General features: G+C 59.6%; 21 protein-coding genes and 1 tRNA gene. 5 read left to right on the top strand and 17 right to left on the bottom strand.

Features of this window, described 5'->3' with window-relative positions; translation table 11 throughout:
- Positions 1 to 88: 88 nt before the first annotated feature.
- The gene (locus DW913_RS00600; protein ID WP_147349617.1) at positions 89 to 1,162 is read left to right on the top strand and encodes a hypothetical protein; all 1,074 of its coding nucleotides are present in this window, start codon (positions 89 to 91) and stop codon (positions 1,160 to 1,162) included.
- On the opposite strand, the gene DW913_RS00605 is transcribed toward DW913_RS00600, so the two are convergent.
- From DW913_RS00605 to pheS, 6 genes are all read right to left on the bottom strand, one after another.
- Positions 1,159 to 2,007: a hypothetical protein gene (locus DW913_RS00605; RefSeq protein ID WP_117797190.1), complete on the bottom strand. Its 849-nt coding sequence runs from the start codon at positions 2,005 to 2,007 to the stop codon at positions 1,159 to 1,161. The two genes, DW913_RS00600 and DW913_RS00605, sit on opposite strands and share 4 nt — an antisense overlap.
- Before the next feature lie 79 nt (positions 2,008 to 2,086).
- Positions 2,087 to 2,857, bottom strand: coding sequence for an energy-coupling factor ABC transporter ATP-binding protein (locus DW913_RS00610; RefSeq protein WP_147349618.1), 771 nt, complete (start codon positions 2,855 to 2,857; stop codon positions 2,087 to 2,089).
- A gap of 44 nt (positions 2,858 to 2,901) precedes the next feature.
- The gene (locus DW913_RS00615; protein ID WP_117797194.1) at positions 2,902 to 3,738 is read right to left on the bottom strand and encodes an energy-coupling factor transporter transmembrane component T; all 837 of its coding nucleotides are present in this window, start codon (positions 3,736 to 3,738) and stop codon (positions 2,902 to 2,904) included.
- A complete protein-coding gene (gene cbiM, locus DW913_RS00620) occupies positions 3,716 to 4,801 on the bottom strand; it encodes a cobalt transporter CbiM (RefSeq protein ID WP_117797196.1) in 1,086 nt (361 codons plus the stop codon). The genes DW913_RS00615 and cbiM overlap by 23 nt, the downstream gene beginning before the upstream one ends.
- A 246-nt stretch (positions 4,802 to 5,047) precedes the next feature.
- The gene (pheT, locus tag DW913_RS00625) at positions 5,048 to 7,501 is read right to left on the bottom strand and encodes a phenylalanine--tRNA ligase subunit beta (protein WP_117797198.1); all 2,454 of its coding nucleotides are present in this window, start codon (positions 7,499 to 7,501) and stop codon (positions 5,048 to 5,050) included.
- Positions 7,502 to 7,564: 63 nt separating this feature from the next.
- The gene (pheS, locus tag DW913_RS00630) at positions 7,565 to 8,641 is read right to left on the bottom strand and encodes a phenylalanine--tRNA ligase subunit alpha (protein WP_117797200.1); all 1,077 of its coding nucleotides are present in this window, start codon (positions 8,639 to 8,641) and stop codon (positions 7,565 to 7,567) included.
- A gap of 505 nt (positions 8,642 to 9,146) precedes the next feature.
- On the opposite strand from pheS, the gene DW913_RS00635 reads away from it, so the two are divergent.
- Positions 9,147 to 10,721 carry a carboxypeptidase M32 gene (locus DW913_RS00635; protein ID WP_117797202.1) on the top strand — a complete coding sequence of 525 codons (1,575 nt, stop codon included), beginning with the start codon at positions 9,147 to 9,149 and terminating at the stop codon, positions 10,719 to 10,721.
- A gap of 268 nt (positions 10,722 to 10,989) precedes the next feature.
- Here DW913_RS00635 and glmM read toward each other — a convergent pair whose 3' ends face one another.
- The 3 genes from glmM to DW913_RS00650 all read right to left on the bottom strand — a co-directional run bounded on the left by glmM (position 10,990) and on the right by DW913_RS00650 (position 15,889).
- On the bottom strand, positions 10,990 to 12,321 hold the full coding sequence (glmM, locus tag DW913_RS00640; RefSeq protein WP_117797204.1) for a phosphoglucosamine mutase: 1,332 nt from the start codon (positions 12,319 to 12,321) through the stop codon (positions 10,990 to 10,992).
- A gap of 83 nt (positions 12,322 to 12,404) precedes the next feature.
- Complete coding sequence (locus DW913_RS00645; RefSeq protein WP_117797206.1) at positions 12,405 to 14,717, bottom strand: DUF4012 domain-containing protein; 2,313 nt, start codon at positions 14,715 to 14,717, stop codon at positions 12,405 to 12,407.
- A 149-nt stretch (positions 14,718 to 14,866) separates the two neighbouring features.
- Positions 14,867 to 15,889 (bottom strand): DMT family transporter, encoded by a 1,023-nt coding sequence (locus DW913_RS00650; protein ID WP_195645200.1) that lies wholly within the window; start codon positions 15,887 to 15,889, stop codon positions 14,867 to 14,869.
- Positions 15,890 to 16,178: 289 nt separating this feature from the next.
- On the opposite strand from DW913_RS00650, the gene DW913_RS00655 reads away from it, so the two are divergent.
- Positions 16,179 to 16,253: transfer RNA gene (locus DW913_RS00655), tRNA-Val, on the top strand.
- Between the two features lie 335 nt (positions 16,254 to 16,588).
- On the top strand, positions 16,589 to 17,275 hold the full coding sequence (locus DW913_RS00660) for a DUF5710 domain-containing protein (RefSeq protein ID WP_117797208.1): 687 nt from the start codon (positions 16,589 to 16,591) through the stop codon (positions 17,273 to 17,275).
- A 319-nt stretch (positions 17,276 to 17,594) separates the two neighbouring features.
- On the opposite strand, the gene DW913_RS00670 is transcribed toward DW913_RS00660, so the two are convergent.
- Positions 17,595 to 18,164 (bottom strand): hypothetical protein, encoded by a 570-nt coding sequence (locus tag DW913_RS00670; RefSeq protein ID WP_117797210.1) that lies wholly within the window; start codon positions 18,162 to 18,164, stop codon positions 17,595 to 17,597.
- An 11-nt stretch (positions 18,165 to 18,175) separates the two neighbouring features.
- Between DW913_RS00670 and DW913_RS00675 the strand changes: the two genes are divergently transcribed.
- A complete protein-coding gene (locus DW913_RS00675) occupies positions 18,176 to 18,667 on the top strand; it encodes a hypothetical protein (RefSeq protein WP_117797212.1) in 492 nt (163 codons plus the stop codon).
- 100 nt (positions 18,668 to 18,767) lie between these two features.
- Here the strand turns inward: DW913_RS00675 and DW913_RS00680 are convergent, their stop codons facing one another.
- The 7 genes from DW913_RS00680 to DW913_RS00710 form a co-directional block, all read right to left on the bottom strand.
- The gene (locus tag DW913_RS00680) at positions 18,768 to 20,234 is read right to left on the bottom strand and encodes an ATP-binding protein (RefSeq protein ID WP_117797214.1); all 1,467 of its coding nucleotides are present in this window, start codon (positions 20,232 to 20,234) and stop codon (positions 18,768 to 18,770) included.
- A gap of 429 nt (positions 20,235 to 20,663) precedes the next feature.
- A complete protein-coding gene (locus tag DW913_RS00685) occupies positions 20,664 to 21,512 on the bottom strand; it encodes a PTS system mannose/fructose/sorbose family transporter subunit IID (RefSeq protein WP_192924133.1) in 849 nt (282 codons plus the stop codon).
- Positions 21,512 to 22,285, bottom strand: a complete 774-nt coding sequence (locus tag DW913_RS00690; RefSeq protein ID WP_117563725.1) for a PTS sugar transporter subunit IIC — start codon at positions 22,283 to 22,285, stop codon at positions 21,512 to 21,514. The genes DW913_RS00685 and DW913_RS00690 overlap by 1 nt, the downstream gene beginning before the upstream one ends.
- A gap of 81 nt (positions 22,286 to 22,366) precedes the next feature.
- Positions 22,367 to 23,401, bottom strand: a complete 1,035-nt coding sequence (locus tag DW913_RS00695) for an SIS domain-containing protein (RefSeq protein WP_117797216.1) — start codon at positions 23,399 to 23,401, stop codon at positions 22,367 to 22,369.
- 194 nt (positions 23,402 to 23,595) lie between these two features.
- Complete coding sequence (locus tag DW913_RS00700; protein WP_117634363.1) at positions 23,596 to 24,069, bottom strand: PTS sugar transporter subunit IIB; 474 nt, start codon at positions 24,067 to 24,069, stop codon at positions 23,596 to 23,598.
- Positions 24,070 to 24,140: 71 nt separating this feature from the next.
- Positions 24,141 to 24,560 carry a PTS sugar transporter subunit IIA gene (locus tag DW913_RS00705; protein WP_117797218.1) on the bottom strand — a complete coding sequence of 140 codons (420 nt, stop codon included), beginning with the start codon at positions 24,558 to 24,560 and terminating at the stop codon, positions 24,141 to 24,143.
- Between the two features lie 135 nt (positions 24,561 to 24,695).
- The gene (locus DW913_RS00710) at positions 24,696 to 25,400 is read right to left on the bottom strand and encodes a GntR family transcriptional regulator (RefSeq protein ID WP_117563729.1); all 705 of its coding nucleotides are present in this window, start codon (positions 25,398 to 25,400) and stop codon (positions 24,696 to 24,698) included.
- Between the last annotated feature and the right edge of the window lie 58 nt (positions 25,401 to 25,458).

Here is a 25,458-nt window from a genome sequence, read left to right on the forward strand (position 1 = left end):
TGCTCACAGGGTTTAGATTTTGCCGCATACTTCCGAATTGACGCTGGCATCACACGGTCCAAAAGCACATTTCGACCTGGAGGACGTCATGGACCTGACGTTATGCGGTCAATCCGCTTTTTACTATCACCGTATCCCGCCGCAGGTATTTGGCCTTTACCCCGCCATTAGCCTTGGCAACATGGATCTCAGATGTTGCGGCCTCGCAAGTCATGCAGTTGTAAAAGACCTGCTTCACGCACCGCTTCACAGGCTTGTATTCACTCGGGCACAATCCGGATCGCGAAGCCTGTTTAAATCGCACCTCCTGACCCAAGAACCGCCTCCTGGGTCGTTTAGGCAGACTGAGCATGGATTTGATGTCACATCGCCCGAGTTTACGCTGCTCAACCTTGCCACGCAGGTCTCACGCAACCAGTTACTCATGGCTTGCTACGAGATGTGCGGCTCCTTTGCAGTGTTTAGGCCCTGCGAGCGAACGCAACAACAACTCGATGAAGCCATTTCGCTTAAGCTCATTCCACCCAACTGCGGCTGGGAGCAAATCAACGACGTCAACGGTAAGGACACCGACCTATGGAAGCGCCCACCGCTCCTCAGCGCAGCGAATATCGCCGCGTTCGCCAAGCAGGCCGCAGGCCTGCGCGGCGTTAAACAACTGCGCTGGGCGGCCGAGCACATGACGGGGCAGACCGCCTCGCCTTTCGAAGTCCAAACATCCATACTCGTCTCACTCCCCCGTGACGAGGGCGGCCTGGGTATCGGCATCACCAACAACGTGCGCATCCCACTCAGCGACGCCGCGCGCTCACTGTATGACAAAACCTGCTGCTACGCCGATATCCTCATAGAGAGCAACACCGACAGCATGGGCGTCATTTTGGAATGCCAAGGCCGCTCCGCCCATGACAGCGAAGCCGCAAGTCTCTCCGATGCCGAGCGCACCACCGCGCTCACCAGCATGGGCTACGATGTCATACAAATTACCTACGACCAGATCAAGGACAAGAAGAGCTTTAACAACATCGCCGAGCTCATTCATAAAAAGGCGGGGCTCCCCTACATCCCAAAGACCGATCAGGAGCGCACCACCGCAGAAACCCTGCGACGGGAGCTGATGGTCAATTGGGATGAACTGTTCTCCGTTAAGCCGGCCGGCTAGCAGCTAGCGATCAGGGGGACTGCGGGAACGTCAGAAGCGGCAACGCGAGCCGCAAATCCCGCCTCGGTTAGCTCGATGACCTCGGTAAACGTTGCATCGAAAAACTCCTCGGTTAGCAGGCGATACGGCGGATGATCGGGCTCGCCGGGGTTTTCGCGTACAATCTCGTGCATGACGCCGATGGTCTTGAGCACATACTCCTTATGGATGGGATACTGCCCAAAACGCGTCGCAGCGGTATACAGACGATCGGTCGCACGCGGGATGGAAACAATGCCGAGCGTCTTGCCAAACCAGTCAAAGTCGCCTTGTTTTTTAATGCGGAACTCCTCACACGGCTTGCCGCCGTGCGCCTCCAGGTACTGATTCACGCGCGTATTCCATACGGTATCGGCCACCAGATGCGACCAGACGCCCAGCGTTAAATCGAGCAGCGACTGCGCCACATCTTCGGACGCAAGCGAGAACTCACAGGCGCCGGGACCGGCAACCGGCTCGGCATCCTTGTAGCGCTGGGGATAGTGCACGCGGTTCAGTCGCTCGCGTTCCTCGATAATCGAGGTCGCCGCGGCCGGCGCACCGGTGGGCGAACTTTTAAGCAACGGTGCCACATAAGTATCCCAGAACTCGTGCTCGCGTGGCTTAGGGATAGGCTCGGGCTTTGCAAAGTGCGTAATGCGGTACGGGATGGGATCGGCGATGCCAGGGACCATATAGCCCACGAAGATATCCGGAACCACGCAGCCAAACAAAAAGGCATTGCGGTCGCGCACGCTATTGGCAAGCGCATCGGTGCGCTCCAGCAAACGCTCCGTCTGAGCGATATGAATGTTCCAGCTTGGCATAGCCACCCCCATAAAAACCTGGATAACTATACCATCACGGCAAAGCCGCGCGGGCGGCTACGCACGCTCTACGCAGCAACTAGTCTGTAGTACCGCTTTCGGTTCCATACGACGGCGAAGGCGCCTCAACCACATGGTGATATCGATCGATATAGATTGCACGGGCGCCCAGGCGTCGCACCAAATCCTGGTGATGTGTGCTCATCAAGACCGTCTTACCCGCCGCGACGTAGGCCAGCAAGAAGTTGACCACGATGTCGCATGAATCCTCGTCGAGCCCATTGGTAGGCTCGTCGAGGACCAAGATATCCGGGTTCATCGACACGACGGCGGCCAGCGCAACGCGCTTCTTTTGCCCGCCCGAGAGCTGATAGGGAGAGGCGTCGGCAAGGTCGGCAACCTGGAACAGCCCCATGGCATCGCGCACGCGGCGCTCGAGCTCGTCTGCCGGCAACCCCATCTGCGCGGGACCAAAAGCAACTTCCTCGCCCACCGTAGCGCAAAAGAGCTGGGCGTCGGCATTCTGGAACACAAAGCCCACGCGCTGATGAAAACGCTGAGCGGCCGCGGAATCCTTTAGAAACGCCGAATCGATCACGTGCCCGTCAAACAGGTATGCCCCTGCGTCCGCGAGTTCAAGGCCGTTAATAAGGCGCATAATCGTCGTCTTGCCGCAGCCGTTGGGACCGAGCAGGGCAACGAGTTCACCACGATCGACCTGCAGCGACACACCATCGACAACCGTATGACCCGCATAGGAAAACACCACGTCGCGAAACTCGATGAGCGGCGTGACCTCGGTGCCGGCAGCACTGCTCGCACCCATCGCGCCATTTGTATCGTTTGCCAAAACGTCGCCCTTCCCTACTCACATCGACGGTTCGACCGCCCGCGCTACAGCACCGCGCACAACACGGCGAGCAACGCCACAGCGGCCGCGTAAACGGCATCGCGCCAGCCAAAGCCGATCCGCGCGGGGGCCGGGTACGTACCGGCAAAGCCGCGGCACAGCATGGCCTCGTCCATCGCGCGGCTGCATTCCATCGCCTTGATAAACGTCATGCCCATGATACCCGCCAGCGAGTCGGTGCGCGAAAAACCCGCAGGCGCACGACCCACGCTGCGCAGCATGACCGATTCGCACAGATCGTGCGCCGTGCGTCCCAGCACCTCGATATGCTTGAGCGCCATATCGAAGGTAAAGATGACCTCGTCGGGCAGGCGCAGCATCTTAAGCGCCGCAGACATGCGACTCCAGGTAAGCGTCCACGAAACGCCCAGCACCAGCGACACATTAATGAAGGTCTTGAGCGCGATCTTGAGCATGGCGCTCGTGGCAGACGCGCCCAGCAGCAGGGCAGGCAGTGCCAGAACCACCGCAAGCCCCGTGGCGCAGAGCGCCGGTACAAAGGTCGCACGCAGCCCGCGTGCGGGGCGCACCGCGACCAGCACCAACGCGATCGCCGCCATCAGCATCAGGTACAGCGGACTCTGCGTCAGACACACGCACAGGACGCAGACGAACATCCCCACCAGGCGCACCGGAGCCGAAACGCAAGAAAGGGCGCGGTCGACCATCGACCCGCCCTCGTGCGCGCCCCCACCCAGGCGAACCCGCTCAAGCAGGCTCGCCAGGTGCAGGACATTCTTTTGCATCACACGATGCCGAGCCCCCGCGGGCTCGTATCGTTCCTCGGCCGCAAGCCAGCTAGGCAGCTCGGCTATTGCCATGAGCACCGCTTTCCTTGACCGTCAGCGAAATCAGACGGAATGCGATGGTGAGCACCGCCACGCCAATCACGCCCGAAAGAATATACATCGCGGCCTGGCCGGCAAAGCCAAGGCCCTGCTCCTCAGAATAGGCCTGCAGATAATCGCCCGTGGGCAGCGCGTCGGCAAAGGTCGGGGCATCGAGACCGACCGAAGCCTGCAGGCTGTCATCGCCAGCCTCCTGAACGGCGGTCGCGGCGCCCTCGGCGTCCCACTCACCCCAGGCGTCACCCGTGGCCAGCAGGCCCAGCGGCGTGGCCACGACAAGCACGGCAACCAAGATGAGCGTGGGGACCAGCGAGGTCTTCTTGGCAGCAGCGCCCTCGGCAGCAAGCTGGCCATCGACGGCCTCGGGCCCGACGATAACGCTCGGCGCCGTCTTCTTGATAAAGCCGTAGATGGCGGCCGTCGCCACGCCCTCGATCACGCCGGCAACCAGCATATGCGGAATCAACATGGCCGGAATAGCCACGGACAGCGGGAAGGGGCAATACAGCGGCGCGCCCGAAGCGTTGGTAAAGAGCATCGGCTGAATACCAAACTCGATTGCCGCGCACAGGGCCGCCAGGCACAGGCCGACCCAACCGCTCACGACGGCAGAAACCGAGGTGCCCCAGCTCTTGTCGTGCAGACGGCTGTTGAGCGCACGGAACACGATAGCAGCGACAAACGGCAGCACAAAGGCCATGTTAAAGCAGTTGGCGCCAAAGGACAGGATGCCGCCGTCGCCAAACAGCAGTGCCTGTAGCGCCAGCGCGACCGAGACAGCAATGGCCGCGGCCTCCGGGCCCAGCAGCAGCGCGATGAGCGCGCCGCCGACGGCGTGACCCGTGGTGCCGCCGGGCAGCGGCACGTTGAACATCATGAGCAAGAAGGAAAATGCGGCGCAGATGCCCAGGAAAGCCATGTGCTCGCGATCGAGCGTGGCACGCACCTTTTTGATGCAGTGGACCCAAACGGGCACCATTGCCACTGCCATGACGGCATCCGTCTGCGGGGACAGATAATTATCTGGAATGTGCATGCACGCCTCCCGGTTATCGGCGCACAGAATTGCAACGCCGCTTAAATCACCTTGTCAGTGTTACGCATTGTAAGATTCGTAACACGCCGCGGGCTATCATAGCAAAACGGCGCGCTGCCGACAAAGCAGCACGCCGTTATGTAATGCGCGTGTCATATATGAAGGCTCAACGGTGCCTTATATCGAGCATAGCGGTCACGTAAGACTCGGCGGCAACCACCGCTGACCCATACCCCAGCGCAAGCCCTATCCGCGGACCTCGCCGTTTACGCCCTTGCATACCTTGGTGACGATCTTCTGGTGCGCCTTCTCGACCTCTTCGCTGGTGAGCGTGTGGTCGTCGGAGCGATACGTAAGCGCAAAGGCCATAGACTTCTTGCCCGCTCCGATGCGGATGGGATCGCGGTAGACGTCGAACAGGCGCACGCCCTCGAGCAGCTTGCCGCCGGCGCTGGTAATGCGGCGCTCAAGATCCTCGCAGGTCACGGAGTTGTCGACCACGATAGCAAGGTCGTGCTCAACGGCCGGATACTGCGAGAACTCGCGGTAGTTCTCCTGGTTGCGGGCGCCCTTGATCAGCTTGTCCAGATCGAGCTCAAAGGCAACGACGACCTCGTCGATGCCCATCGCCTCGCGCGCCTTGGGGTGAATCTCGCCGACCCAGCCCAGCACGGTGCCGCCGGACAGAACCTCGGCCGCACGACCCGGCTGCAAGAAAGCGTAGCCCTCGCCCTCGACGGGACGGAAGCGAACCTTCTCGATGCGCAGCTGGGCGAGCAGCTCCTCGACAATGCCCTTGCCAAAGAAGAAGCGCAGCTTGCGGTACTTCATATTCCAGGACCGCTCGCTCCACTGGCCCGAGAGCACGCCCGCCACGGACTTGGTCTCCTTGGGCAGGCTGGCGTTCTCGCGACCGTGGAACAAGCTGCCGACCTCGTACAGGTGCACGTTGGGCGTGCCGTGGGCCTCGTTGTAGGCCACGGACTGCAGCAGGCCCGGCAGCAGCGAACGACGCATCTCGGTCTGCTCGGCCACCAGCGGGTTCATGAGCACCACGGGGCAACCGCGGCCCTCGGTGGACATGCCGATCTTCTCCAGGTCGCCCGGGGCGGCAAAGCCAAAGGTCGTGGTCTCGTTGAGGCCGCAGGCGCGCAGGATCTCGCCGACCTTACGGGTGAGCTTCTGCTCGCGGGTCAAGCCGCCAATATGGTTCTTGGCAGCCGGGATGGTCGCCGTCACGCGGCCCATGCCCCACAGGCGCAGGACCTCCTCGATCAGATCGATCTCGCGCGGCAGGTCGGGACGGAAGCTCGGCGGGGTGACCATAAAGTCCTCGCCGTCGAGCTCGACGGTGCAGCCCAGGCGGGTGAGCGAGCGCTCGATAAAGTCGGGCTCGATGTCGGCGCCGCAGATGGCATGCACGCGGGCCAGACGCAGCTTAATGCTGTCGATGGTTTTGGGCGCGGGGAAAACGTCGACGTAGCCGGGAGCAACCTCGCCGCCGGCGATCTCCTCGATCAGCGCGCACGTGACGTTGGCGACATCCACGCAGCCGGTCTCGTCGACCTGGCGCTCAAAGCGAATGGAGGCATCGGAGATCAGCGACAGGTCGCGGCTGGTGTGCGAAGTGCGACCGGCGTTGAAGCAGGCACTCTCGACCATCACGTCGACGGTGTCGTCCTCGATCTCGGAATCCATGCCGCCCATAACGCCGGCCAGCGCCACGGGGCGCTCGCCGTCGGTGATGAGGCCCATGCCGGCGTCGAGCACGCGCTCCTCGCCGTCGAGGGTCGTAAACTTCTCGTCCTGTTGGGCGGCGCGAACCACCACGCGACGATGGCCATCGCGCTCGGCAAAGGTGTCCAGGTCAAAGGCGTGCAGCGGCTGACCGGTGAGCATCATCACATAGTTGGTGATGTCGACGATGTTGTTGTGCGGGCGCACGCCCAGGGCGTTGAGGCGCTTGACCATCCAGTCGGGCGAGGGGCCGACCTTCACGTTGCGCACGATGCGGGCGACGTAGCGGTCGCACAGGCCCTCGTCGGCGATCTCGACGGAAAGCTCGTCGTCGGTCGCGCGGCCAGTCTCGGCCTTGATGGCGGGCAGCTCAACGTGGAAATCGCGGTCGAAGATGGCGCCGGTCTCGCGGGCCATGCCGATCATGGACAGGCAGTCGGGGCGGTTGGGCGTGATCTCGCAGTCGAGCACGGTGTCGCTCGAGCCAACATACTCGGCAAACGGCATGCCGCAGGGCGTATCCTCGGGCAGGATCATAATGCCGGAGTGGTCGCCGCCCAGGCCGAGCTCGCGCGCGGAGCAGTTCATGCCCATGGATACGACGCCGCGAAGCTTGCTCTTCTTGATCTTGACGTCGCCGGGCAGGACAGCGCCAATCATGGCCGTGACGATGTGGTCGCCGGCCTCGAAGTTCTGCGCGCCACAGACGATCTGCAGCGGAGCGGGATTGCCGTCGGCGTCGAGATTCTTGTCGCCCACATCGACCGAGCACACATACATATGGTCGCTATCGGGATGCGGGGTCTTGGTGAGCACCTTGGCAGTCACCACGTGGTCGAAGGACTCGCCCACGGTGTCGATCGCCTCGACCTCGGTGCCGGTACGGATATATTCGTCCGAAAGGGTCTTGGGATCCTCCGGAATATCGATCATGGTCTTGAGCCAGTCGTAAGAAACGCGCATATAACTGGTCTCCTTTCATAAATGCGGCTTTGAGCCGGAAACTGCAACTAAGAAGAAAGCGTTCTAGAACTGGTTCAAGAACCTCATGTCGCCCGTCATCAACGTGCGCAGGTCGGGCAGGTCGTAGCGCAAGGCCGCGACGCGCTCGGCGCCAATGCCAAAGGCGAAGCCGGTGTACTTCTCGGGGTCGATGCCACAGTTGATCAGGACGTTGGGGTCGACCATGCCGCAGCCCAGAATCTCGATCCAGCCGCTGTGCTTGCAGAAGTTGCAGCCCTTGCCGCCGCACACGTGGCAGCTCACGTCCACCTCGCAGGAAGGCTCGGTGAAGGGGAAGAAGTGCGGGCGGTAGCGCGTCTTGCGATCCTCGCCAAACATGCACTTAACAAAGTAGTCGAGCGTGCCCTTAAGATCGCCAAAGGTGATGCCCTCGTCGACGACCAGGCCCTCGATCTGGTTGAACTGCGGCAGGTGGCAGGCGTCGGCCGTGTCGGGACGATAGACGGTGCCCGGGCAGATCATGTAGATGGGCGGCTTTTGCGACTCCATGGTGTGGATCTGCACGCCCGAGGTCTGGGTGCGCAGCAGTACGTCGGACTCGCCATGGGCATGCGCCTCGGGGTGCGCGACGCTGCCGGGGTTGTTGTCGACCACGTAGAAGGTATCGCGGGCCGAGCGGCTCGGGTGATCCATGGGGGCGTTGAGCGCGGTGAAGTTGTAGTAGGAGGTGTCGACCATGGGGCCGGACTCAACGGTGTAGCCGATGCCGCAGAAGATGTCCTCGGCCTCCTCGATGATCTGCTTGATCAGGTGCTGGTGACCGATCTGCGGACGGATGCCCGGCAGCGTGATGTCGACGGCGTCGTGCTCGAGTGCGTGCTTGAGGGCGGCGGCCTTCATCTCGGTGGTGCGCTCGTCGAGCATGCCCTCGATCAGCTGGCGCATCTCGTTGGCGCGCTTGCCCATCACGGGACGATCCTCGGGGGCGAGCTTGCCCATCATGCGCATCAGGCCGGTGATGCGGCCCTTGCGGCCGAGCAGCTCAACGCGCGCGGCCTCGAGCTTTGCGGCGTCGTCGGCGCCTGCGACGAGCTCCTTGGCCTCTTCCTCGAGTTTGACCAGATCATCAATCAGACTCATGTCTTCCCTTTCGTCTCTCGCGCTCCCCGCTTGCCGAGGCGGCTGCCACCGTCTGACGTTGCGAAAACGCGGCCCGGTTCGGTAACAAAAAACCGTCCTCGGGCATGTGCATTGCCCAAGGACGGTTGAATTCCGCGGTACCACCTTGTTTGACCCGGCGGATGTCTGGCCCGCCGCGCCCACTCTTTGCCCCTTGTCGCGAGGCTCACGGCTTCCCTACTGGGGACATCGCCGCCACTGGCCGCGCGCCCGTTGAGGTTGCTGCTCGGGAGTGAACGCTTGGCCCTTGCCACCGCAGGAAGGCTTGCAGCCCATGACCTTCCCTCTCTTGCCGGCGACGCGGCGGGCAAAACCCTCTCCGTCAACGCATTGGGCTATAGGATAGCACATTGTGTGGGCGCATCGCCGCGTTCCATTTTGTTCGTGCTGGGTACAAGGCAAGTAGCTGTGCAAACTGGCCGTGCGCCTATCCGTGGTGCTCGGCTCGCGAGATCAAGGATATGGTATGGGAAAGAAGCACGATAAGAAGGCCGAGCCCGCAGCGGGCAAGACGCCCAAAGGCATGAAGGTCGATAAGGCCGTCAAGAAATTCCGCAAGCTCGAGGGCAAGCTGTGGACCCGCGAGTACCTGCTCAAGATTGCCGAGTTTGACGGCGCGACCATTGCCCCCGCCAACGGCGCCGCAGCGCGCGCCGACGCCATGGGCACCCTTGCCGGCGAGCATCATAAGCTCCTGACCAGCGAAAAGTCTGTCGAACTTGTGCGCTCGCTGGCACGCGAAACCGTCGCCGGCGGCAAGATCGACGACCCGCAGCTGCTCGACGAGATCCGCGTGCTCGGCCGCGACCAGCGCGAGGCAAGCGTTATTCCCACCGAGGAGGCCGAGGCCTGGACCAGGCTCACCTGCGAGGCCGACGCCGTGTGGCACAAAGCCAAGACGGCTAATGACTGGGCGAGCTTTGAGCCCTATGTGGATAGAATCGTCGCCCAACTCAAGCATCAGGCCGAGCTCATGGACCCCAAGCGCGACCCATACGATGTTTGGCTCGGCCAGTACGAGCGCGGCCTTTCCGCCAAGAGCTTCGATGCGTTTTGCGATGAGGTCAAGGCGACGGTCGTGCCGCTCGTGCACGCCATCGGCGAGCGCGGCCAGCAGCCCGCTGCCGACTTTTTGCACGCCCGCGTGCCCGAGGCCGCCCAGCGCGCCATGAGCTTCGACCTTATGAAGCTCGTCGGCCTGGACCTGAACGACACCACGCTTGCCTTTACCGAGCACCCGTTTAGCGAGGGCTTTGCCGTGGGCGACGCGCGCATCGCGACGCACATCTACGAGGACGACTGCATCTCCAACGTCTACAGCATCATCCACGAGGCGGGCCACGCCATGTACGAGTTAGGCGTCAATCCTGCCTATGCGCGCACCTGTCTTGAAGGTGGCACCTCCATGGGCATCCACGAGAGCCAGAGCCGCTTCTTTGAGAACACCGTGGGTCGCAGCCGCGCCTTTATGGGCCCGCTGCTCGAGGTGCTACGCCGTCACGCGCCCGAGGTCTATGGCAGTGTGGACGAGGATACGCTCTACCGCGCCGTGAACATCGCACGGCCGTCGCTGATCCGCACCGAGGCGGACGAGCTCACTTATCCGCTGCACGTTATGGTGCGCTACGAGATCGAGCGCATGCTGTTTGCCGGCGAGGCCACGGCCAAGGACATCCCCGCGCTTTGGAATCGCTTTATGGATGAGTACCTGGGCATTCCCGTTCCCGACGACACGCACGGCTGCCTGCAGGATACGCACTGGAGCGGTGGCTCGTTTGGCTACTTCCCCACGTATGCGCTGGGTAGCGCCTACGACGCTATGTTTGTGCCGGCCATGTGCCGCGACGGCGTCGACCTTACCGGTGCCTGCGCGAGCGGCGATTTGGCGCCCGTCCGTGCCTGGCTGGGCGAGCACATTTGGCAGTGGGGCCGCGCCAAAGACGCGCCGGAACTCATCAAGGGCGCCTGCGGTATGGCCTTTGACGCCCGTTACTACTGCAGCTACCTGCAGGACAAGTTCACCACGCTGTACGGGCTGTAAAGCTTAGGCAACACGCCAACGCAAAAGGGGCGCCGCGGGTTGGTTCCGCGGCGCCCCCCTTTTTCCACCTAGTCATTGGGGATGTTCTTAAACGTCTAGGTTGACGCCGATGTTCTGGAAACGTCAGCGAAAACGACCCCAAGCGAGCAAGGTGACGTGAAATGAAAGGGCGCTGACCTTCTGGTCGCGCCCTTGAAATTGAACGTCAGATTGCCGCTTGGGGCCGTTTGCAGCGTCGAGCAGTTACGCGGTTTGGGAAACCGCGTAACTACAGAGCCTCGAGTGCAGCGGCGATGCGCTTCATGGCGGCGTCGGCGGCCGATTGGTCCGGAGCCTCAGCCAGCACGCGAATCACCGACTCGGTTCCGCTCTTGCGCACGAGCACGCGGCCCTCGCCCGCCAGCGCGGCCTCGGCCTCGGCGATCGCATCCTGCACGCCCATGTTCTCGAGCGCGGCATCCTTGTCGGCCACGCGCACGGCAACCTGCGCTTGCGGCAGCAGCTTGCACGGAGCCGTGAGCTGCGAGAGCGTCTCGCGCTCGGCGCGAATCACTTCCATTACGCGCAGCGAGGTCATGATGCCGTCGCCCGTGCGCTCGATATCGCCAAAGATCGTATGACCCGTCTGCTCGCCGCCCAGGCTGTAGCCGCCCTCGCGCATCTTGGCATACACGTGACGGTCGCCCACGCCGCTGGTCACGGCGCTCAGGCCGGCAAGCTCCAGCGACTTGACCAGGCCAAAGTTGCTGGCAATCGTCGGCACCACGGTACCGCCCGAAAGGCGACCGTGCTTGTTCAGGTACACGCCGCACACGTACAGGATCTGGTCGCCATCGACCACGCGGCCGCGCTCGTCCACGGCCAGGCAGCGGTCGGCATCGCCGTCGTAGGCAAAGCCCACGTCCAGGCCCTGCTCCACCACGTGGCGCTGCAAACGCTCCATATGCGTGGAGCCGCAGTCGACGTTGATGTTAAAGCCATCAGGCGCGGCGTTGATCACGCGCACATCGGCGCCCAGCGCGTCGAACACCGGCTTGGCCACCGAGGACGCCGAGCCGTTGGCGCAGTCGATGCCGATTTTGACACCCTGCAGCGAAAAGTTCGCGCTTGCGATGAGCGAAGCAATATAGCGGTTGCGGCCCTGCATATAGTCCACCGTGGCGCCAATGTGGTTGCCCGTTGCCAGCGGAACTTCGCTCTTACCATCGATATAGTCCTCGATGAGCTCCAGCACGTCCTCGTCCATCTTAAAGCCGTCGCTGTTGACGAGCTTAATGCCGTTATCGCAAAACGGGTTGTGGCTCGCGCTGATCATGATGCCGCAATCGAAGCAGCCCTCCACGGTCTGATGCGCCACGCCCGGCGTTGGAATCACGTGCAGCATATATGCGTCCGCGCCGCTCGCGACCAAGCCACTCACCAGCGCCGCCTCGAACATGTAGCTCGAGCGACGCGTGTCCTTGCCCACGATGACGCGTGCCTTGCGCTCGCGGTTGGCGCCGTAATACCAGCCCACAAAACGACCAATCTTATAAGCGTGCTCTACCGTCAGCCCAACATTGGCCTCACCGCGAAAGCCGTCGGTGCCAAAGTACTTCATGCGCTCTCCTTACAAAATAGGGGCGAACAGATTGTCTGTCCGCCCCAAAATGGTACTCGATTATCTGCGCTACCAGAAAAACCCTACGCCGACGCGCTGTCGCGAGCCGCCTGGCATGTAGGAGTCTGACGCAGCGTAAGCGACTTGTCCCCCGCCTCGGCCGACGTGGTCAGCGTATATGTGATCGTCGTCGTCTCGCCAGCATGCAGGTCAACGGTGCCCGAATAGAAGGGGATTCCATGCCACGTAGCGGCGCCAAGACCAAACTGGGTGCCCTCGACGGTCAGATCAGTAATGTTGCCGCCCGTCGGTGCAAACAACGAGACATTCAGACGCTCGTCGTCGCGCGCTGCATCGGGCGCGCTCGCCGCGACGTAGTCGGGCAGCTTGCCTGCCTCCTCCTGCGTCATGATGTTCGTCAGGGTAACGGTGATGCGATACGAGCACGTGCCGTCACCGTTCTTGACGCCCTGGCCAATCTGCGTATCGGCATTCAGGTACCAGTCGAGCTTGGAGAAGCTCAGGTTGTTAAAGTAGACACCAGCGACGGGATCTTCACTCGGGTCATCCGGATCGGGCAGCGAAGCGTCAATGCCCGTCTCTTTGATGGCATTCTGCTCGTCATCGTTTTTCATCCACGCGATCAGGCGGCCCTCTTCGGCACCGCGCTCAACGGCGCTGACAAGCTTCGTAACATCGACATCGCCGATACCGCCAAGGATCTTGTCGAAGGCAGCGCTGGCGACGGATGCAAAGATGCCGTCAGACTCCTCGACCGGATAGTTCCAGTACACATCGTGCATGAGGACCTTTGCGGCGTTGGTGCCGTCGACAACCGTTCCGTCGGGCAGCGAGACATTACCGACGAGGCCCAGCAGATACTGCAGGAACACCGGGTCGATACCCACGACGCCGTCAACGTCCTGCCCATACTGGGACTTCCACAGCGCGGCGACACGCTGCGAGTTGCGGGGCCAATCGGGCGAATACGCGTTACCAGAGTTGTACAGGTTACTGTGGTCGCCAAACAGTGCCTCGTCCTCTTCGTCGACGCTCTCAACCGCCTCGTCTTTGCCAAGCGCAATACATGGAACAAACTCGCCAATCGACATCTGGCCGTCGGTGACCGAAATCAGGCCCTGCGAACCGCCAAAGCCGCCGCAGGCACGAATCTCGACGTTGTTCATCGCGTACATAAGGTAGTTGCGCGTCTGGCCGTTGGCGCCGAGCATCTGGGGAAGGACGGGGGCGACCTTCTCCGCCGCGTCAACCGCGCCGTTGAGGGTGGCAAAGCCGTCCTTGGCCTTATCGACCAGCTCGGTCACCTGGGAAATATGAGTATCGCCAATGCCCTGGATCTTCTCGTTGGCGCTCTTGAACACCTTCGAGCTGCTGGAAAGCGAATCGGCGACCGCCTGCAGCGCGGACACGTTAATCATGCCGTCCTGAAACAGCTTGCCGGGCGTGGCCTGCGAAAGGTTATCGGCCATGGGAACCAGCGCATTGCTCGAGACATCGGACAGGGCGTCGATCATGGTGCGGGCCGCATTGATGTCGCTGCCATACACCGGGATAAACGAAGCCGCCGTCCACAGCGGGCTCGAGGTCTCCGCCTTCATGCTGTCGCAAAGCTCATCAATCTTCTTCGCGTCGTCAGGCAGCGTCGAAAAATCGCCCGACGTGACCTTGTCCTTAAGGCCACCGACGATCTCGACAGCCTCCTTCGCTTCGCTCTTTACGGTCTTTGCCGAGTTAAGCAGCATAAAGCCGCTTGCGCCAAGCGCAACGAGAAGCACCGCGACTACAGCGGCAATAATGGCGCCGGTGTGACGCTTTTTGCGTTCGCCCTTGCGATGGCGATGACGGACCAGACCGTCAGAGGTCGAACTCGACGAAGCGTCGCTACCGTAGTTCAAGCCAAAATCGTAATAATCTTCCTTGGAACCCGAGCCCGCAAACTCGGCACCGCTATCATCCAGGCGGGCGAACGTGCCAGTCTCGGAGGCACCGGTATAAATCGTGCCAAGGTTACCCGTAAGCCCCGCGCCACCGGCAGAGGGAGTATTGTTGGCGGCCTTGCCGGCATTAACGTTGCCGGCGGCATTTGCGGCGTTGGCAGCACCTGCGTTGTTCGCAGGTACCGAAGGAGCCCCGCTCGGCTGCGACGCGGAGGTTGCACCGCCCGCAAAGACATTCCCTCTTGCACGGCCGGTCTTTTTTGCCTTTTGAGACTGCTCGTACAGAGCGGTAAACATCGCCGTCTCGCCCGGGGACACGCGCTTACCGGAACCGCCCTGTCCAGCGCCGCCCGGCGTGCCGGCCTTACCAGCCCCGTTCGGACGCGGCGGAACTGCAGGACGGCCGCTATCGCTGCCCTTAAAGTGATTACCAGCCATAAAGAAATCCTCGCAATTGAGTCGCAATGAAAAAGTCCATAACGTTACTAGTTTATGGCATTTTGGGCATCGACAGCTAAACTCCAGACACGGACATCAATTGGCGAAAATGCGGCACAACACCTTTTCCGTCTTGGCGGCGGCGCCAGCTACACCGTGAGGAACATCATCACGATGATCATGGCAAAGCCGATAAGGTCGGTCGGCAAAAACACCGTGCCCAGCATAACGGCGCTGGTGATGGTCGCCGAAACCGGCTCCACAGTTCCGATGAGACTCGCACGCACCGAGCCGATGTCCTTAACGCCCTGCATATAGAGCATGTAAGCAAAAAACGAGCCGATAACCACGAACACCGCGAGCGCCTCGACGCCGGCAGCGTCGAGTGCCGGCATATGCGCCCAAGGCTGCACGAAGACGCACGAGACCACGCCCGCCGTGAGCATTGCCGAGCCCGTGACGATTGGGCTGCCGTATTCGGGCAGGATCTTGGCGGGAATCACCGCCATACACGTGGCGCTGACCGCACACATAAGACCTGCTGCCAGGCCAAGTGGCGAGATATTCAGGCTGGTGGGGTCGCCGCCGGTGGCGATTAAAAAGGTTCCACCCAGAGCCAGGCCAATGCCGATGACTTCGCGAGTACGCGGCATGCGGCGATCGGTCACGCAGGTGTAGCCCATGATGATAACGAGCTGCAGGCACTGGAGCACCGTCGCGGTTCCGGCGTTCGTCAGGCGCACGGCCGAAAGATAGCAAAACTGGTTGAACAGCAGACCAAAGGCGGTAAAGAGCAGCAGCTGTTTGCGATCGGCGGGTGTGGTCCAGAGCTTAATCAGGCGCTCGCGGTCGCGCGTAACAACCACGGCCATAAAGAGTAGACCGGCGAGAATCTGACGCACGCTCATAAGCCACAAGGTGTCGACGTGGTAGGTATCGAACAGAAAGCTCGCGCTGGTGCCCGAGAAGCCCCAAAACGAACCGCCCACCAGCGTAGCCAAGACGCCCGTGATCATCTTGCGCGTCGAAGCGCTGTTCAGGCGGTCGCGCCATGCGCGACGGGTGTTGCGGCTGAGCTCGTCGGTGCCCTCGGGCACATCAATGTTCGATATATCGGTCATCGGCACCGAAGCCCCTGCGCCTTCGACCTGCTCGACACACTCTTTGCTCATTCCACTCCCCCGAAACAGTCTGGAAGCAATTCGGCTTACCTTACCACGGCGAAGGCACCAGCCGAAAGCTTGTCCGCTTATCGGTAGGACAATTCCGCAGGCGTCTTTCCATAGCTCGACACCGCAATGGCCTTGCATTATGCGACAGCCAAATCGCGGCAGCAGGCTCTTTTGAAATGGATATGACAAGACCCCCGAATTCCACAATGTAAGCGATTTTTAAAAATGTTCTTGCCACCGAGTTCAGGCTCCGTTATATTATCCCTTGCGCGCTTGCGCACCCTTGATCGGGCGTTTAGCTCAGGGGGAGAGCGCTTCCCTGACACGGAAGAGGTCAGAAGTTCAAATCTTCTAACGCCCACCAAATGTTCGCAGCTCAGAGACTATGTCCTCTGGGCTGTTTTGTTTTATGTCGCTAAATCCGCTGGCAGTTCCAACCGTCATCGCAACGTAACAACAATTCACCTGACGAATGGCAGCCAAATATATTCAATACCCCAACATCAACAATAGCCAGGCACAAAACTGCGCCGCAAGCTGCTCCAACCGCCCAACTGGCCAAAAGCCGACCATCTACTTGCCGATCTATCCATCGGCATAACCAATCAGTCCGCACCGCAACTTCTAAGCAAAACGCCGCGATGTCTGCGCCCTACGGTATCCTTGAGCCACTTGCACCTGCAGCACCAAGGAGCCGCCATGCGCACCGAGCTCGATGTCCCCTTTTCGCACAAAGAAGAAGCCAAGGCGCTGGGCGCCAAATGGGACCGGACCAAGAAGATCTGGTATGTACCCAGCGGCGTCAACCCCGAGCCCTTTGCCGAGTGGCTGCCCGGTGTTGACCGATCTGACCCCTCAGCGCCGTATATATATCTAGTACTGGGCAAGCGCGAGTGCTGGAAATGCCACGAAGAGACCTCGGTCGCGGCCTTCGGTATTCCCTATCGAACCGATGACGGCAAGGGCATCGCCATTGCGCACGCGCCCAACGAAGCCGGGCACATTACCATCGACACGGCCAATGCCAACGCGCTCGCCATTGTTCCCGCTCTTGGCTGCGTCCCGGGCGAGATCCGCGACTATCTTTCTAAGCGCTGTGGCTACAAACCCGTAGGCGCACGAGCCTCCAAAGCCCCGTCGCTCGGCAACACGTGCACCAGTTGCGACGCGCTGCAAGGCAGCCACTATCTGTTCGAAGAACCCACGTCCCCGTTTGCCCTCACCGCCATCAACAAGCTGCCGGCACTGGAGTTTGTGCGTGTCGAAGTTGCCGGCGTCTTTGGCGTCCCGGCCACGCGCACCGACTTTGACCAGGCGCTCTTTACCTGGGCACGCGACCATCACGCCAAGTTCCACAAGCAGCTCGGTGAGGGGATTTATTTATAGGGACAGAGATGCCTTCACAGCCAGCTCCTCCGCATCACCTATCCCTCGTCGCCGGCGTCGTACACGATATCGAGGCCACAAACAGGGCATTTCTCCTGATACACCGGCATATGAACGCCTGTCCGTTTTCTCACTTCGTCGCTAAGTCTGTCGCACGCATCGATGAACCGAATGTCGAGGCACGGTATTTGCGAGCCGCAGCAAGGACAGGCGACGACAAACGACCCGCAATCAACTTCTACGCTCGGAAACATTTTGTTGTCTATAAGGGCGCACGGCAGTTTTCCGTACTTCCCCATCGCAATATCGCCTCGCCAGCTCACGTTCGCTCCCCTCTCGCTATACAAATCAGGAAGAGCATGCACCGGCAGGCGTGTGCGAGATTGCATCGCCACGCGATCCGATCAAACAGCACGATCGTAAAAGACCGCCAAAGCCAAATTTCATCGTCGGTCGCACCCTGTCCGGCAAACTCAATATCGACGGGTATGTGCTTCAGATAACTCATGTCGGGCGCAAAACGAGGGTCCGGTCCGCCTTTATGAACAGGACCGTGCAGAACAAACCATCCGTTTTCGGGCTCGAACCGCTCAACAAACGCAAGGCCGAGCACCTTATAGCCCACCTCGGTTGCAAATATGACTCCGACTGGGACGTCACATTCCATGCAGTTGAGCATTTTACGGTTGTAATTCTGGTCTCGAAAACCAACGGTACCCGGCGCTTGAACCGAGTACTTAATGACCCACGTACCATCGTCCAAATAGAGCGGAGGCACATTGTTGATGCTCTCGGTTTGCCGCTGGCGCGCTTGTACCCCGCTACCCCACTCCCCTGTATACTGATGTAGCACGTGTTTCATCCGGGCTTGTTGGGCCGGATTGTTCATGGGAGGGTCTTATGGCTGCTTCGAATCCGCCTAAGGGGAGCGTTTCTTCTTCGTCCATCAAGCCGGTTACGCGCAAGGCCGTGCGTTGCCAGCGCGAGGTCGCCTGGCTTGTCACACAGGCGGCGGGCAAACTCGTGGCGAACACGGAAGACGTCAATGCGCCCACACCGAGCTTTGTGCTGGCAGCGGCGCTGGATCGAGTACGCCAGCTGGAACTCGCCGCACAAAAAGACGGCGGCCATCTTGGCTACCAAGACGCTATGGCGCCCGACCTGTTGACCTTTTGTCGCATGACCAAGTTGCCCGCCGCACCCAATGCGCTTTCGGACGCAGGCTACATGTTTACGCTTTCGGGCGCGGACCTTATCCGCGATATCTACGCATACTGCAGCGAGCTCGCCGAGCGCAGCGTCTTTGGCACGGCTGAAGTCAAACCGGGAAATGTCATCAAGCTGGTTCTCAGGCTGTTCCTGATGGACGGGTTCGGGGCCATGCCGGCGTAAGCCGAGTCTTTAGCATCACCGTCGACTGGGCAACAACCGCTTTACCTTAGTGGGCGCCAATCGAGGGTCGATTATTGGGTCGCCTCGTCCACTAACGCATTTATTCCACGCGCTCTGACAGTCGATATTTGCGGTTGCGGCTTGTCGACGGCGCCGTGGGCTCAAGCTCGCCTTGAGCAATGAGCGCGTTGACGCGCGACCTAACCTGGGAAATTGTAAGCCCCGTGCGTTTTGCCAGCTCACGCGTCCCCAGCTCGCCGTAGTGTTTGAGTGCCGTCACAATTAAGCCTCCGCCATGATCGACCGGCTCGATCTTTGAACGGTAAAGTACGACCTTGAACCGATCGAACCCCGGGCAGAACAGGGGCTCGGCCAGACCATGCGCGCGCATGGCATCGATCATCATCGGGATGCCCGAGCCATTGCCCTCAGCCGGCGAACCTGCGCCATCCGGAAGCGGGACAATCGACATGAGTTTCACGAGCGTCGCGTTACGGCATCGGGAGCTGCCGTCAAACAAGTTCTCTCGAGTCTTTCCCCCGTAAAGGCCGCCAGGATTCGTCACCTCGACACGATCGTCAAAGACGTCGACGGCGATCGATTGCCCACAGAACCGATCCCCGTATTCCCTGTGGATAACCGCGTTGGCGACTGCCTCGCGCAGGACCTCCTCGGGGATCTCCAGCGAGTCGATACGCGAGACGCCTTGGACGGTCGAGATGCGGCGCAGGTTTTTGGCGACAGCTGCGACGGCATCCGAAATCATCTCGCCTAGGGTGCCCTCGCAGACTGTGCGGTCCATAAACCTTAGTGGCCCCGCAGCTCCCTTTTGAGTTCCCACGTGGACAGCCACATCAATGAAGAGCTTGGGATAGAACTGCTGAGGGTAAACGCCCGCGGCAAGGAGGCCGGCCTTGGTAACATTGCCCTGGAAGTCGAGGAAATTCAGACGCTCCATCTTTGTCTTCTTGTCCGCCGCACCGCGCATCGCTCCAGGCGTCAGCGAATAGGCACGCTCTATCGTGCGGTCGACCAGCGACTCGTCGAGATCGCCCACACTCGTGCCGGGCACCGTATCGCGATCGCTAGGACTCGTCCGTTCGTATGACGACAGCGCCAAAACCTCGGTCGACGAAAGCGGCACGTCTTTGTCATCGATGCGCTTGTAGCTGCCGCCCTGGGCGCCCCGTTCTATTACATAGCAAGGCTTGCTCGACGGGTCGAGCTCCTCGATTGTGATGACGAGAACAACGGTACCCCGAAGCTCCACGCGCTCAATGGTGTATTTGGGCGGATTGGCCAGCTTTCCACGACCGCCGGCATCGCCCATGCCCGCCACGAATTGGTTGAGCACTTTCTCGGTCTCAAAGTTTGCAACTGGGACAAAACCCGCACGCTCGCTCACTCCGAGTACGATGATGCCGCCGGCGGTGTTTGCGAAAGCGCTGACCGTTTCCCATACGTCGCGGGAAAGCGTCGTGGCGCTCTCTTTTACTTCGACGTTAAGGTCATCCGAACCCATGCGCTTTAAAGACTCGAGCAAACCGGCCAGCTCGTTTTCGTTCATCTGCACGTCCCTTCGCTCGGTCCTGCGGAGAATGCCGCAGACGGATTTCCCTCGTCTCTCAGTTATCTCTCGTAATTATCTCTCGTCTTTCTGTTATCTCTCGTATTAGATATGAGTGAAAGATGAGAGATAAGATATCTCTACCTGCTTCATTAAATCATGTTTTTGCTGGTAGAACAATCGATATTGAGACAATACCATGGTTGCTTGTCTTTTTGCTGCTGAGCTATCTCTCGTAATTATCTCTCGTCTTTAATCTATCTCTCGTGTTAGTGACGAATGAGAGACGAGAGATGCGTGAGTGATGCATGAGCGTGGATTATTGGACGGTCGGAAAATCCCTCAAACAAAAAACGGGGTCGGCCTTACGCCGAGCCCCGTTTTCAAACGGTCAGTTAGTTATCCAACGCGCGAGCATAGCAGTCAACATTACGCCGCCGCGAACACTCCCAAGCCCGTTCCGATGATGCAGATTGCGAAGATGCCCAAGATGATCCAAATGGTCTTGACGCCCTTTTTATAGAGGGCAACGCAAGCGAACGTTGCCAGCAAGGGCAGCAGACCGGGGAAGATCGAATCGAACAGATCCTGCAGGACAATCTCCGAACCACCCACGTCAAAGGTCAAAGCCGTGGACAGCGAGACCTGTGCCGCAATCATGGCGCCGATAACGGTCATTCCGAGGACACCGGCAGCATGCGTCATGCGAGACATAAGGTTGCTCTCTTCGGACTGCTGCAAAAACTTGGTTCCCAAGTCGTAACCCAGATGGGCGGCGACGATACGCGTTGCAAAGTTAATCACGGAGTAGATGAGCGCGTACACGATGGGGCCGAGCGGGTTGCCCGTCGAAGCGATGCCAATACCAATGCCGGCGGCAACCACGCGGAACGTACCCCAGTAGAACGAATCGCCGATGCCGGAAAGCGGTCCCATGAGGCCGACCTTCATGGCGTTAATCGAGGACGTGTCGAAGTTCTTATCGGCAGCCGCCTGCTCTTCCATCGAAACCGTTAGGCCGGCTACAAACGGAAGCACATGAGGCGTGATGTTAAAGAACTCGGTATGGCGATCGAGCGCCGCATAGTAATCGTCGTCGTTGGGATAGATCTTTCGCAGGGGCTTCTGAATGGTGTACATGAAGCCCATTGCCATCATCTTGTCGTACGACTGCGAGCACTGGCTCGTAAACTGGCGAAGGAACATGCTCCGATACATATCGGGAGTCATAATCGCGTCCTTCTTGGCCTCTTTGAGGTCGGTGTTCTGGATAGCCATTAGAAGTCCTCCTCTTCATCTGCAGCAACCGTCTGCGGACCGGACGAGCCCTCGCGGAAGGCCAGGAGCAGCGCGACGCAAATGGCAGCTGCGGCGACGCCGACCACGTCCATCTTGAGGTAGATGACCATAATGAAGCCCAGGAACAGCCAGGGAAGGAGCTTGTTATCGCCCATGGTCCTGATAAGAAGAGCGAAGCCGATGCAGACCATGACGCCGGACGCAACGTTGAGGCCGTCCATCACAAACTGCGGAATCGCGTTGAGCGCATTGTTGATAAGGTCGGCACCAAAGAACAGTGAGCCAAACACCAGCAGTGCAGACGGAATGCCAATCGACAGCGGCACGATAGTCAGATGGTACAGATTCGCCTTGGCAAGATCGCGATTTGCCAGAGCGGTCTCAATCTTCTTGCAGGCAAAGGCACCCGGAACGGCGTAGCAGAAGTTGCGCCACACCTGAAGGAAGACGGAGACGGGAAGGGCGAGCGCGACGGCAGTTGCCGTGCCCGTACCCGTAATGACGGCAAACGCGCAGCCAAGCACGCCGGAGGCATAGACCTCGGGAGGAACCGCCGCGCCGACCATGATGGCGCCCATGAACATGGACTCCAAAGCCGCGCCGACGATAACGCCCTGCTGGACATCGCCAAGGATCAAGCCGACAAACAGGCTCGTAAACAGCGGACGACCAAGCATCGTAATGCCAAATAATTGCTCGTCCATGGACGCAATAAATGCGACCAGTGCAACTAGAAGATACTGGACAACCATTTCGATCAACCCCAGAAACAGGTCTGCAGGCGAGGCATTCTGCGCAGCTCGCCTGCAGACAACCGCAGCAATTTGAGAGGATTAGTAATTCATCTGGTGATAGTAGCGACGCGTGGTGAGCGGGTGGTTGCGGACGTGCTCGAGATGGCAGCTCAGGCGCTCGGTGATGGTGTAGGTGACCATCGGGGAGACGATCTTGCGGAACTCGGGGTCGCTGAACGGCAGCTCGACCTCGGCGGTGTCGAACTTGTTCACGCGGACATGGACGCCCTTCTCGTCGGCGAGCATGTGAGTGAAGTTGTCCACGCGGTCCATGAGCTTGCGGGTGTCGTCCTCGCCGTAGAGCATGATGAGGCTCGTGCCCTCCTCGCACAGCTCGATGGTGCCGTGGAAGAACTCGGCGGCGTGGATGGACTTGGTCTTGATCCACTGCATCTCCTCGAGGATGCACATGGCGTAGTCGTAGGCCTCGCCCCAGAGCATGCCGGAGCCGATCACCATGTGGTAGTCGGTGTCCTTGAAGTCCTCGGCCATGGCGGCGCAGCGCTCGTCCTGGGCGTCCTTGGCCTTGATGAGGTACGGGGCGATGTTGCCGAACTCCTCCATGAAGGTGTCGTACTTGGGGAAGGCGCCGGCGTTCTTGAGGAAGCGGGCGACCAGCGTGATCTGGTAGGTGTAGATGGCCTCGCACAGGACGTCGTCCTCGGCGAAGCTGAAGAACTTGTAGTCGGCGTACTCGGTGGCCGGGGTGTTGTCGTTGGAGACGTACATCAGCGTGCGGGCGCCCTGCTCCTGGCAGAACTTGGCGGCCTCGATGATCTCGGGGGTGGTGCCGGTACGGGTGGAGAAGACGCAGACCGAGTCCTTGGTGAAGGCCTTGGGCGGGCACGCGAGGAACTCGGCGGCGATCTCGCAGTGGACGTCGACGTCGGCCGTGGTGGTCTCGACCCAGTACTTCATCGGGAGCGTGTGGGCCCAGGTGCCGCCGCAGCCGATGAAGAAGATGTTGGAATAGCCCTGCTCGCAGACCTCGTCCACGGCAGCCTCAATCTGAGGACGGAGAGCGAGGGCATCGCTCACAACCTTCTCGTAACGAGGCTCATCGAAATTGAACATCCCTTACTCCTAACTCACTTAGATGAACCCTTCATTCATCCCATAACGTTATAATACTTTATATAACTAACTATGCAAGAACTATTTCAGATTTTTTTGATTTTTCTTTAATAAAAAGCCCGCCGATCAAATGATCGACGGGCATAGGCATAAAGCATTGGTTCAATAAATGCCGAGCATCAACGTGTTTCCGGCTAGAAAACGTCCTTGGCAAACACCTTAGCGTCATTGGGGACCTGACGGATTTCGATGGCCACGCCATCGCCCAGGAGCTCTTGGATATGCTCAGCATCTTTCTCGGTCGCAAAGATCGCAGGGGTCGGATGAAGCGTGGTCTCAGGGGTCTTTCGGGTTCCGCCCAGATTGATCTCTTTGATGTCTTTGCAACCCTTAGCGAGACGATAGACATCTTCAATCGTCTCAGTGATGATAAACAGCGAATACTTGTCGGTAACGCCGCTGTTGAGTGCCTCGATAGCAGCGTCAACATCCTTGATGACGAGTTTAACGCCGTTGGGGCGGGCGAGCCTCAAGGCCGCCTTCCTCATGTCGTCTTTTGCCACAGCATCGCTGGCAAGCAAGATGCAATCTACGTCCAAAGCGTGAGTCCAGGACATGGCAACTTGGCCGTGAATCAGTCGGTAATCAACTCTCGTAAGCTTAATCATCGTTATCATCTCCGCACGTGATAAAGGGAATGACAGGTGTGGCCCCTAGCTAGGGCTCGAACCAGAACTAACTAGAACTCTTCTTCCTCGGCGCCGGCAAGCATGTCCGCCGCCTCGCAAAGCTGAATAAACGAACGCGATCCCTCGACCGCGGCTTTGGCCTTGTCCGCATCCAGGGAGTCCAGCTGTGTAACCATTTCCACCAGCAGCGGCAAGTTCATTCCAGCGATTAACGTAAACGATCCGTCGGTCTGCCTCTGAATGAATTCGTTGTTTACAGAGCCGCCAAAGATGTCAGTCACGACAAACCAAGAGTCGGCAGGGTCCCTCGTCTCCATCCATGCATCAATCAACGCCGCGACGTCCCTTGAATCGTCATCGACATAGGCGCACAGGCACTCGATTCGGTCGTTGGTGCCCATCAGAATCTCCAGAGAGCTTTTCATGCCTTGGGCGAGATAACCATGACTCGCTAGCAATATCCTATTCATAGTTCTCCAATACCAATAGGACGTACTATATTGTCATAACAAAGTATATTAGCAATCTACCCTACGTGGTGTGTCTATTTTCCAAATCCGCGAACGGTAACAATTGGTCGGTAAATCGACCAATCTATCTCTAATTTACAAATAGAACTTCAGTCGCTCGGTGCAGTACACCTGACGGGAGATGAAAAGCGGCTCGCCACTTGGGGCATAACGTCTATCGACAAACAGAAGCAGCGAAGAGTCCAGCTCCACGTTAAGGTATGCCGCCTCGAGCTCGCTCGCATAGCAGACCTCGAGCGTACGCGTGTTGGGACCCATCTTGATCCCCTGGCGATCGAGTACCGCCATCAGCGAATCATCGAGGGACTCATGCTCCAAAAAAGAAAGCGCAGCGGAATAGCTATTGGTTTCCAGCATCGTGGGCTTGCCATCCACAAGGCGCAGACGACGGCTACGCAATACCTTTTGGGTATCGTCTACGCCCAGGAACTTCGCGTCTCGCAGACTTGGGAAGTCCCAGCCCATTTCGAGAACCCTGGTAGACGCCTGTTTGCCCGCAAGCTGGCACGAATGGGTAAAGCTCTCACGGTCGTCCGCGGCATACATCTGCGTGTCCGACGAAACGAACGTGCCCTTGCCGCGGGCCCTCTCAACAAGCCCAGCATCTTCCATTTCTTTAATTGCGGAGCGAACCGTTATTCGGCTCACGCCAAATTGCTCGATAAGCTCCGCCTCGGTCGGAAGCTTATCTCCCGGGCGGTACGTGCCGTTGGCGATTGAATCAGAAAGCGCACGAACAATCTGTTTGTACAGGGGGATAACGCTATTTGCCTCAACCATATCAACCATACCTTTACAAGAAATCAGCAGTTTATAGATAGATGACTTATATTGTATT

Origin of the sequence: Collinsella sp. AM42-18AC (assembly GCF_003467965.1) — a bacterium.
Classification (GTDB): domain Bacteria; phylum Actinomycetota; class Coriobacteriia; order Coriobacteriales; family Coriobacteriaceae; genus Collinsella.